The organism is Enterobacter cloacae complex sp. IR5441 (assembly GCF_049238215.1).
GTDB lineage: Bacteria > Pseudomonadota > Gammaproteobacteria > Enterobacterales > Enterobacteriaceae > Enterobacter > Enterobacter hormaechei_C.
In genome coordinates, this window is sequence record NZ_JBMKIA010000060.1 from 1 (window position 1) to 10,404 (window position 10,404).

11 protein-coding genes are annotated in these 10,404 nt (G+C 44.7%); 7 read left to right on the forward strand and 4 right to left on the reverse strand.

The window, feature by feature from the left end; all coding sequences use genetic code 11:
- Positions 1 to 430 precede the first annotated feature (430 nt).
- From ACOTX5_RS25505 to ACOTX5_RS25535, 7 genes are all read left to right on the forward strand, one after another.
- Positions 431 to 784 (forward strand): hypothetical protein, encoded by a 354-nt coding sequence (locus ACOTX5_RS25505; RefSeq protein WP_000769182.1) that lies wholly within the window; start codon positions 431 to 433, stop codon positions 782 to 784.
- 222 nt (positions 785 to 1,006) lie between these two features.
- Positions 1,007 to 4,342 carry a hypothetical protein gene (locus ACOTX5_RS25510; protein ID WP_000502666.1) on the forward strand — a complete coding sequence of 1,112 codons (3,336 nt, stop codon included), beginning with the start codon at positions 1,007 to 1,009 and terminating at the stop codon, positions 4,340 to 4,342.
- Between the two features lie 564 nt (positions 4,343 to 4,906).
- Complete coding sequence (locus ACOTX5_RS25515; protein ID WP_000228894.1) at positions 4,907 to 5,422, forward strand: hypothetical protein; 516 nt, start codon at positions 4,907 to 4,909, stop codon at positions 5,420 to 5,422.
- Positions 5,423 to 5,506: 84 nt separating this feature from the next.
- Positions 5,507 to 5,998: a hypothetical protein gene (locus tag ACOTX5_RS25520; RefSeq protein WP_000636790.1), complete on the forward strand. Its 492-nt coding sequence runs from the start codon at positions 5,507 to 5,509 to the stop codon at positions 5,996 to 5,998.
- 496 nt (positions 5,999 to 6,494) lie between these two features.
- Positions 6,495 to 7,409: an IS5 family transposase gene (locus ACOTX5_RS25525; RefSeq protein ID WP_100185530.1), complete on the forward strand. Its 915-nt coding sequence runs from the start codon at positions 6,495 to 6,497 to the stop codon at positions 7,407 to 7,409.
- Complete coding sequence (locus ACOTX5_RS25530) at positions 7,391 to 7,606, forward strand: hypothetical protein (protein WP_122966916.1); 216 nt, start codon at positions 7,391 to 7,393, stop codon at positions 7,604 to 7,606. Before ACOTX5_RS25525 ends, ACOTX5_RS25530 begins: the two co-directional genes overlap by 19 nt.
- Positions 7,509 to 7,892: a hypothetical protein gene (locus ACOTX5_RS25535; protein WP_233144839.1), complete on the forward strand. Its 384-nt coding sequence runs from the start codon at positions 7,509 to 7,511 to the stop codon at positions 7,890 to 7,892. The genes ACOTX5_RS25530 and ACOTX5_RS25535 overlap by 98 nt, the downstream gene beginning before the upstream one ends.
- A gap of 50 nt (positions 7,893 to 7,942) precedes the next feature.
- Here the strand turns inward: ACOTX5_RS25535 and ACOTX5_RS25540 are convergent, their stop codons facing one another.
- The 4 genes from ACOTX5_RS25540 to ACOTX5_RS25555 form a co-directional block, all read right to left on the reverse strand.
- A complete protein-coding gene (locus ACOTX5_RS25540) occupies positions 7,943 to 8,350 on the reverse strand; it encodes a hypothetical protein (protein ID WP_001371904.1) in 408 nt (135 codons plus the stop codon).
- A gap of 457 nt (positions 8,351 to 8,807) precedes the next feature.
- Positions 8,808 to 9,479 carry a S1 family peptidase gene (locus ACOTX5_RS25545; RefSeq protein WP_000285959.1) on the reverse strand — a complete coding sequence of 224 codons (672 nt, stop codon included), beginning with the start codon at positions 9,477 to 9,479 and terminating at the stop codon, positions 8,808 to 8,810.
- A 44-nt stretch (positions 9,480 to 9,523) separates the two neighbouring features.
- A complete protein-coding gene (locus tag ACOTX5_RS25550) occupies positions 9,524 to 9,829 on the reverse strand; it encodes a hypothetical protein (protein WP_001100610.1) in 306 nt (101 codons plus the stop codon).
- 22 nt (positions 9,830 to 9,851) lie between these two features.
- Positions 9,852 to 10,169, reverse strand: coding sequence for a hypothetical protein (locus ACOTX5_RS25555; protein WP_000785965.1), 318 nt, complete (start codon positions 10,167 to 10,169; stop codon positions 9,852 to 9,854).
- Between the last annotated feature and the right edge of the window lie 235 nt (positions 10,170 to 10,404).

Sequence of the window (10,404 nt, forward strand, 5' to 3'; positions counted from 1 at the left end):
TCAGGCGAATGCTGTTTACGTGGTTTCTTACTTACGGTTGCTGATTTAGTCATGTGAGATACCTCTGTCTGGGAGTTTACTCACTTAGTCGCGTGTCCACTATTCGCGGGTAGGATCAGAGTTCATTATGAGTGTTAAAGTCGGTTCTCCAGATCCCATACGAATTTTTACTCCTGGTAACTGCTGTGGTTTAGCGCTTTTACTTTCGGCCTTATCGAAGAAATGGACGGTAGGCTTGCATCAATACTGGATCGACAACAATCTGACGTCCTGCTGAAACCTCATAAATCATGCCTACTAAAGTCACGTGCAAAAAAACGTTGTAGCATGATATGTTTAAAGTCAAAACAGTGGGTTCTATGTTTTGACGGCAAACATGATATAACTAATACTTCATAAGTAGATATCAATAGTCATAATGGAGTGAACTATGAAATTAAAAAATATTCTGCTGTGTGCGATGATGTCAGTCGCTTTTGGCTCCTCTGCTAATACTACACATAAAGTTGAAAACGAACCTATCCCAAACATTATTCTTGATGGTAAGGTTGATGATATTTGTAAAGATGCAAGCATCCGAACTGAACTTAATCATGATAAAGCAAAGGAACTGGTAACCACCAACCTGAAGCAGGCATTACCATTAAATACGGTACCGGATAAGTTGGATGAAGTTGCAGAAGCCTTTGTAAACCGCGACAAAGGCGCTTCAGAAACAGCAGACCATTGCCTTGTTAATGTACGTAATAAATACTGGGAAATGTATCCCTCTGAAGATAAGTAGCATTTATTATTAAAGGCTTCACTTAAGAAGCCTTTTTTAACCCTTTGCGAAACCTGCTTTAAAAGCAATGCGCTATTCATATCTAAGAATCTATTTAATTAATGAATAATAGTGGACGGATTCATTTCTAGTGAATGCCGAAGTTGGTGTTTTTTGAGTTATTAGACGGTAAGTGCAATCTGGTATGATTCACCTAACATACGAATCTGGAAGGAAAGGTATATGGGTGACCTGGTCAGCAAAAATAACATTGACCGTTTAGAGCGATTTCATTCTTTGCTGGCGGGTCAGTACTGGACGTCCACTGACAGCATCCCTGAAGAGGGTATTGTGGCAGGGGATACGCTGCTCATTACGTCTTTGCGTTACGTTGAAGATAAGCTGCACACAGTGATTCTACGCGCCCATCCCCGCGTTTACGGTCAGACTGTAGCTATTGTCACTGAAGACAGCAGCGGCAACCGTAGGGAACGTGGCAAAGAAATGCGAGAGCATCGCTTCCTGGTTAAGGATTTTCTGTCCAGTTTTGTATTTGAACCCGACCATAAGGTAATCCGGGATGCTGAACTCAGACAAGCTCAGGAAGAAGTGAATAGCCTACAGGCATCGCTTACAGCCCTCGTGAGCGATGCTCAGGGGCTCCGTGACCTTGCGATTGAGCAATTAGGTACAGATGACCGTGAAAACCCTGTGACGGGCCTTAGCGTTGCGTTAGTGCCCCCACAAGAGCAGCAGGCGGTAACCTCACTGGCGATTGGATCAGTTCAAAATGCTCTGTCCTCTGGTATTTCAGATACCCGCATTGAACAAATCAGAGAAGCGGCCTTAAAAGAAGGGCAGATCAGCACAGCCATCAGCAAAATCATCACACAACGAACGCAGGCAATCGCTAATGCCAGCAAAAGAATGCTGCCCTATTTCGAGGAAGTTGCAGCGGCAAGTCTGGCCACTACAGAAGAAGCCATGGAATATGTGAAGAAAATCCACGATGGCGTTGGCAGTCTGGAACTGTATACCGGCAAAGACGTTGAGGTAGTGAATATCGTGAAGGGTGAATCCGCTCCATCACACCTCCCGCTCCAGGTCGTTCAGGCAAAGCTGATGGTGGATGAAGAGCTGGCCGTATGGTGCGATCTCGATAGCTGGTTCGACTTCTCTGATATGGAAAAATTTCATGAAACTTTACGAACCAGCCCCGGGCTGGTGGAGCAGATTTTTCCGTCCGAACGTTCCATCGTATGTATGGCCACAACACGACGTTATATCGATTACCGCGATCCCTGGGAAAATCATGTCCGCAATGACAGGAACCGGGTTGTATTCCTTCTGGTCCGGGACGGTCAAAATATTCATCAGGTTTACTCTTCGGTAGAAAGCCATCTTGGGGCTTCGCAGCTATTCCCTTCCGCCAGCGAACAGGAAGCACATTTCCAGGGGATTGATGGCAGCACCATAAAGTTTGAGGACGTCAGTTATACCGACCGACTGAAGCAGCATGATCTTATGGCACTTCACTACCGTCGTTTCCTGATCCTTATCTGCGGCCTCGATCACCGGCTCAAACTATTTGGTGATTTCTATGATACCAATACCCCTTACAGTTTTCTGAGCCTTGAGTTCCAGGAACGGTACTTCCAATTTCTGCACGACAAAGACGGTTCTGGCCTTTTGGGTATGGCTGAGACACGGCCGTCTCTGCAAAGTTATCTTGAACAGGCAAACTCATGCCTTCAGTCCGGATCCCGGGTAATGTGCAACTGGGATTCGTTGATGAACCCAGTGACAGCACCAGGAGCAGTTCAGGAAGACAACAGCTACTCTGGCTATAAATGGCTTGGGAGAACCCATAAAAACTATGAGCCGGTTATTGCATTCCGTCAGGGAGACGATATCTGTGTCAACGCAACAGTAAACAGATACTCAACGGATCGAGATTTCAATTGTAAGGTGAATTTGTCTTTATTTAAGGAGTCCAGCAGGAATGATGCTGAACTGGGTTTCCTGTGCATGGATACCATTAAAGCGGAGGAGCTCGAATGGTACATTCACAGACGTAAATTCAGGTCTAATCACCTGTTTTACATTCGCTTCTTCAAGATGGCTTTAAATTATATTCGTGCCGAGCGTGAGGCAGAAGAACCTTACCGGCAGATGCTGAGCCAGGCTCTGGCCGATGGAAATATTGGCCAGCCTAATCTGAGATCAGAGTTGATAGATCGATGCATTGTAGCCTGGCGAGCTGATAACAGGGGGGCGACGCTGGAAGCTGCCATGAGTACAGAGAAGGGCTCCAAAGAGCTCCTGAACCAGCTCTATATGCTCGCTGATGTGGGGCTCAAACATCTTCCCGGGGTTCGTAATTTTATTAGCAGCAAAGGCTATGAGCTGGTCAGGTTATCGGTAAATGCTTCAGGGAAACTTGTTGCATATGCCGCACCAGCAAATTTTGAATGCGACAACCGGATGGAAGGGCATGCCTGGGTTCATCGAATGGTACTTGCTACATCCCGAAATGTCTTAAACGTCACTCATCAACGTTTTGCGAAAATGAAACACTTCTTACCAGCTGAAAACACCCTGTTCGAAGATGAACAGCTGGTGGCCACATGGTCGGGCAAAAAGACTGCTTTCAAAAGCTTCGAAGAGAAGCAGCGTTATTTTGATACATGCTCCCGTGGCGCTCAGGCTCTTAAGCAGTTTTTAAAGCTGAACGATCCGGTGATTTACACCAATCTGCTTGGCCAGTGGATTGAGGCCTATGAAAGTATCAATGAAACCAGTGAGTACGTACAGCAAGTAAGCCTAATGGCTCCTGTTGCGGTCAAGAGCGAAAAAGGTAAAGCCAGCCTCATCTATATTGGCACTAAAGACCTGGCCGACTGGTTTTATCAGAAAGCGCCGACACCCGAGTTGCAGGCGCTGTTCCTTGAGGAATACCTGTCCAAATTTGAAAATAAAGAGGTCAATAAAGAAAAGCTACTTTCACGCAGAAATACCGCTCTGTCTCTCAGTTTTTACACCATGGACAACGGGGAAGTACCAGATGAAATCCTCGTCACCAAATCAGTTGATAATGCCAGACGGTGGTATTCAGGAATGTTCACAAGCATGCCAACGATGTTAAATGACCAGTGGTCCTGCCATGTTGCGCATTTTTCCCGTAACGGAAAACTCTATTTGACGCCTGATCTGGTCACTGATGAAGGGGAACCTGGTTTTGATGAAATACTCGGGTATCCGCGCCCGGAGGGGCTGGTACCGGTAACCGTGTGTGAGTTTGAAATTGACCACTTTAACCGACGTGGCATTGATGCGAATGGTGATAAGGTGAATATTACACAGTGGGTCGATATTTATCAGGGTGAGCGTGAGGTTACGGAACTGCTGGGGCCTATTTCTGAAGAAGGGGTGAACATCAAAACCTACAGGATGGACACTCTTGAGCAGGCGATGAAAAACATCTCCCGGGGCTCGACGCGCCTCAGACCGTCAACGGAGAATAGCGAGTGGCAACAGCCAGCAGAAGGTGTGAGCCGCTATGTACTTCGGTCATGGTAAAACGCGGGGGCAGGTGCCATCAAAACATCAAACAAAAAGCCATTACAGGCTCAAAGACCCCTTATCGCTCAAATTTGAAAGAGATAAGGCTTTATGATGGCAACGAGGATTATCACCCATCTCGCCGGAGTAACTGGCATAAAAATTGTTTAATCTTTATGCCAGCGCTTCGGCATTTGCTGGCAAGGAGACAGTGTTGAAAGACCATATCGTACCCCCACGAAAAACTAGCGCGAGTTTATCTTATCAACTCAAACGTATTGGGCGCATGCTCCTTCTTTTACTGAGCTTGGCTTTTATAGTTTACGGATTCGTACTGGCTTTCCATCCGCCGCTAACAACCTGGCTACTTCAACCCGGTGGACACTTTGCCCCAGATGACCGATTCATACTGGTTAGTGTTAAGGTTCAGTTTACAACCGGAATAATGGGGCTAATTGTTTGGCGCTTATGGTAAAAGTGGCAAGCAATGATGGGAGAAGGATAACGTTGCTCAGCTCAATCCGGTTTACTGATTGCTTAAATAGAAGGCAGTCATGCCTACATCAGAAAGGAGAAGCATAGATGGTAGAAGCACGTTATCAAGGCAAGCCTGTTAGCAGTCTTCCTGAAGAAGCTTTTGCTGAAGGGTTATCGCGATCCGGTTTAAGCCCCGTTCTGCTACTGGCATCCCCGACCACAGTACCCGTTACCACGGATGAGCGCTGGTGGCTCGCAAAGGAAAACGTGTCAGGACATTACGGCAGGATTTTTTATGCTGCGGTGCGGGAGTTGGTCATAAGGTCGGATATCATCTCAGTAGTGAGAAGTATTGCAGATGAGAATTTCACGTCCGAACATATGGGGTACTTCGAGCGACTTACCTCTGATGAAAAAGAAGTCGTGTTTAGTGATTACCTGCGCACTCTCGCTGAAGGCGGTCTTACCTGCACTGAGAAGAATCTCGTCAAACTGACGCAAGATTTATACCCGATTGATGCAACTCCTGACAACATTAGAAAGCTATCCACGGACAGGGATGCACTGAACGAACTACACATCGATGGTATGGTACTTTTTATTACCGGCCCTGCGCTTTGATTATGGAGATAATACATGCGGTGTTATCCCTGTTAAGGGTTAAGGTAACATTCTTCTAGAATTACAGAAAAATAGAGGTCTAACATGATAGTAAATAAAAACAGGTTTATGCATAAAAACGGGAAAAGGTTTAAGTCCATCGGAAGGTATTTAAGATTTTGGCAAGCAGTAGCGTCCTCTGGTTTACCCATGGACATGGTAATACGGGAAAAACCATATCAACTTATGGTCGCTTTGATTGCTTTATATACGGCCATCCCTGTTGTTACAATAGTAATTTTATCTGGTCAGCAATCGCATAAGTTGGAACTAATTGCTGTGCATTTCAGTACAATTATCACGATGGTGTTTGTTTTGCGTCGAAAGATGGGGAAACGTTGGCTGGATTTATTTGAAGAAAAATTAGCCATTTATAAACCTAATGATAAACTCGCGCTTAGCGAATTACACGAAAGCATACGTGAGAAAAATGGGCTAGACTTGCAGGATTTACAAGATTGGTACTGGAAAGAGAAGATGACATATGAGTATCACAAAGAACGTAAAACAACTATAAGCTATCAAAAATTCAAGTAGCGTTTTAAAATGACAGGGGAGGGCTATTGTGATTTATTAAGTCGGCAAGGTTATTAGGTAGGGGTGTTCAATATGATAAATTCTTCGAGTGAGGTTATTTCAAGAGTTGTTCTGGGCCTTTGAGATAGCTAATTATCATTACAGACTTTATCGAAAGGTATGAATTATGAACATTACCGACAAAGAACTTAGCTCAAATACAGTGAGACAGTATGGATGGAACTTAGGAGAGTTCAATCACTCAACGCCTTTTACATCTCATTTTATTTATATCACCGACTATCATAAAGATAATACATGGATGATTTCACTTTCGCAGGAGGATTTTAATACAACCAAAATTTTAACATCGTTAAGTCTAGGGAAGGTGCGAACAAGTTCCTGATATGAGATCATCATATTCATCCGGAGCGCATCCCAGAGGGACATCATGAGCCATTAACTCACCTTCGCCGATAGTGAATTCAGCACTAAGCGCCGTCAGACCCGAAAAGAGATTTTCCTCTCCCGCATGGAGCAGATTCTGCCATGGCAGAATATGACCGCTGTCATCGAGCCGTTTTATCCCAAGGCGGGCAATGGCCGACGGCCCTATCCGCTGGAGACCATGCTGCGTATTCACTGCATGCAGCATTGGTACAACCTGAGCGACGGTGCCATGGAAGATGCCCTGTACGAAATCGCCTCCATGCGCCTGTTTGCCCGATTATCCCTGGATAGCGCCCTGCCGGATCGCACCACCATCATGAATTTCCGCCACCTGCTCGAGCAGCATCAACTGGCCCGTCAATTGTTCAAGACCATCAATCGCTGGCTGGCCGAAGCAGGCGTCATGATGACCCAAGGCACTTTGGTGGATGCCACCATCATTGAGGCACCCAGCTCTAGCAAGAACAAAGAGCAGCAACGCGATCCGGAGATGCATCAGACCAAGAAAGGCAATCAGTGGCACTTTGGCATGAAGGCCCACATTGGTGTCGATGCCAAGAGTGGCCTGACCCACAGCCTAGTCACCACCGCGGCCAACGAGCATGACCTCAATCAGCTGGGTAATCTGCTTCATGGAGAGGAGCAATTTGTCTCAGCCGATGCCGGCTACCAAGGAGCGCCACAGCGCGAGGAGCTGGCCGAGGTGGATGTGGACTGGCTGATCGCCGAGCGTCCCGGCAAGGTAAAAACCTTGAAGCAGCATCCGCGCAAGAACAAAACGGCCATCAACATCGAATACATGAAAGCCAGCATCCGTGCCAAGGTGGAGCACCCGTTTCGCATCATCAAGCGGCAGTTCGGCTTCGTGAAAGCCAGATACAAGGGGCTGCTGAAAAACGATAACCAACTGGCGATGTTATTCACCCTGGCCAACCTGTTTCGGGTGGACCAAATGATACGTCAGTGGGAGAGATCTCAGTAAAAACCGGAAATAACGCCAGAAATGGTGGAAAAAATAGCCTAAATAGGCTGATTCGATGTGTTTGCGGGAAAAAAATCGGCCCAGATCCGCGAAATTTTAATCAGCGAGTCAGCTTGGGAAGAAATGACCTGCTTATTCGCACCTTCCCTAGATGCCTGTGTATCCATGCTCGGAAAGATACTAAAAAAAATGTCTAACAAAAACGGTATCTCACAAACGGAAGAATCTGAATTCGCATTTCTTTTAACAAACTATATTAAACAGACTTTGACTTTTAGAGAATGGCAACGCAATGCTGACGGAAATCAACGACTGCACTTTCTTATTAATATCTACGGTGCAAAAGAAGACGGTGGCGAAGTGGTTTTAAGACCATTTATTGTAAATCCTGATGAATTAATGCTTACTCCAGCGGATGTCGTTGAATTTAATTCGCAGGTTATCAACGTTGATCGGCAGCGTCATCCTGAGTGGTTCCGTTAACTGGTCACAAGGGTTAAGAGCCTGAAAGGCTGCGATAGTGTATACGCAGCCTATTCTGTATAGCCGTCGCGTAATAATTGTTCTAAATGACTATCGACCGTTTCCTGATCACCAGGAATATATCGTGGCCATCCTGTTATATCGTTGACGCGTTTCACTATGTATGGATGAAACCCAAACTGCTCGGAAGTGATGTCAATATAATATTGCACTTCTTCGAAGTTCAATTCACACCAATAATGGCCAAAGCCACCACTCTCTGTAAATATACCGCCATCATCTGCACCGTTACCCCCACGAACAACAGCATCTAGACCTTTAGTTTTTGCTAAATAACATACAAGATAGCTTGCAAAAAGGCATGTGCCTTTCGTCTTCTTTGTGCCGCACTCCGTCAAAACTGAAAGTAGCTTTTCATGCGCCACTCGTGCAATGCCTGATACCAATTCCGGGGACATGTCTGCTCCAATGAAATTATTAGATCGACTTAAACAGGTAATATGTAATTAGGCATTACGATAAGTCGTGCCCTATTGGTTGGTACATCGTAAGAAAAGTAACTTTTCTAATCCCAGCCTGCACTCCGGGAATGCTTCTAACCTGAATAAATCACGGGGGCAGTGCTGGATACTTGTCAACTGTATTTGGATTCACAGGCTAACTATTTTTATACAGTTTAAGTGAATAAAACTTACTTAAAGCAGCGAACCACGCCGAAAGTGTAATGAGGAATACCGCCAATTCATCAGAACCATTTTTGATAGCACTGAGTAGAGCGATTAGTCCAAGGAACACCGAAAGAAAGACTAGTATTGCGGGTAAAAGTTTATACATGATAGACGTTCCTTTTAAAGGTTCAGATAGGTAGACCAACGCAGATAACGTCGGAATTGCCTGTTGTAAGATTACGCTCATTTAATTATTTTTATAACCTATGAATCCGCGTATAATTTCATTTGTAGTAATCTTCGTAATATATATCTGATAGACATTGATCTTTTTAATGTCTTGTTGACTCACAACACCATATAAGCAACTCTTAGATTGGTTTAACACAGCGCTTCCACTAACTCCATTTTGATAAAAAGCAGTCAAACCATCAGAACCAACTATTCCTTTATAATAGTAGGTTGAGTCGGGGGAAGCATACGTATTTGAAAGCGTATTATACATTCCCGATAGAACCCAAACAGACTCACCTGGAGCTAGAACATTATCACATACTGGAAGCTTCCAATTAGGTGGGGCTTTGACAATAGTATTTTTTTCTACTTTTAAAAGAGCGAGGTCCCGGTTCTTAGGATCATCAATATTGATAACTGTTGCTGGTTGGCTCCCATTCCTTGTTATTATACTTAGACTATAATCCTTGCTTGCATCAAGCCATAAATGTGAAGCTGTAAGAATATGTTGTTCATCGATCCAAGTACCTGAGCCGGAGATTGTCTTATTTCCAGACTTGATTTGAATTTTTACAGCTGAGTCCGAAAGCTCAAAATCATTGTGGTGCATACTTTGTTTATGAGGATTATCGGTGGAACAAGCAGAAATCAGTAAGGCTGAAAGAGCTAAAACCTTTCTATACATAGTCAGTTTCCTTCGAATAAGGCGAGTTTGGTTTCTAGAATATTTTATCCAGCGAGGAATTCTTCTAACGTGCTATCTTGGTACTGGGGATATATCTGCTTCATCATGCCAAAAGCAGCAACCGCTACGCTTTCTAAGTCGGAATAGAATTTAGGCTCCGTATTAAGATCATCACCATTCTTCAGAACGCCCTCGAAGCAGCTATAATCATTTCCGAACTCTTGAACAATAATCCAGCGCCCATCACGGAAACCTACGAGCATAACCGCTGAATTAGGATAGTCGCCAGCAGGCGTTAGCCAATCAAAGTGATAGTGCTTTATCGTATCATATTTCAGATGTACATTCATTATTCCTCCGTTGGCGATTACATTATTTGAGTTTTTTCATGGACTCTAAAGAAGCGAGGTAGGAATTATAGCGATCACCAAATTTTTCTTTCGCACGCTTAACGCGCATTTTCTCCGCGAGCTCAGTCTTGTTTTCTGCCTGGTAGGTCCTATTATTTTGCGTCTTTACTTCGGCCCCTGGGCCTGCTGCGTACGTTTTGTTTTTCTCGCTAATACACGCTCGGCATTTACTCTTGAGGCCAAACTTGCCCTTGAGCTCTTTTCCAAACTGTTCAAAGGGTTTAACTTGCTGACATGATTTGCATTTTTTAAAGCCCGGGGGGAGGTAGGTGTCAGCCATGAGCTGCTCCAGTAGGTATTGATTATAGGTGATTTTAACTTAAAGACGACGTCACTTTCAAATAAATCGACTACTTAACGCTGATCTTACATAATCCTGATTATGCGCACTTAAGTTGTCAGCACAAAGCGTTATTGTCGTCTCAGCACAATTCACACGCGTCGTGTACGCTAAGCCTTCATTTTGCTCAGCACAGGACCGCGATCTTATGTTGGTGACTATGACAGACAAAGAA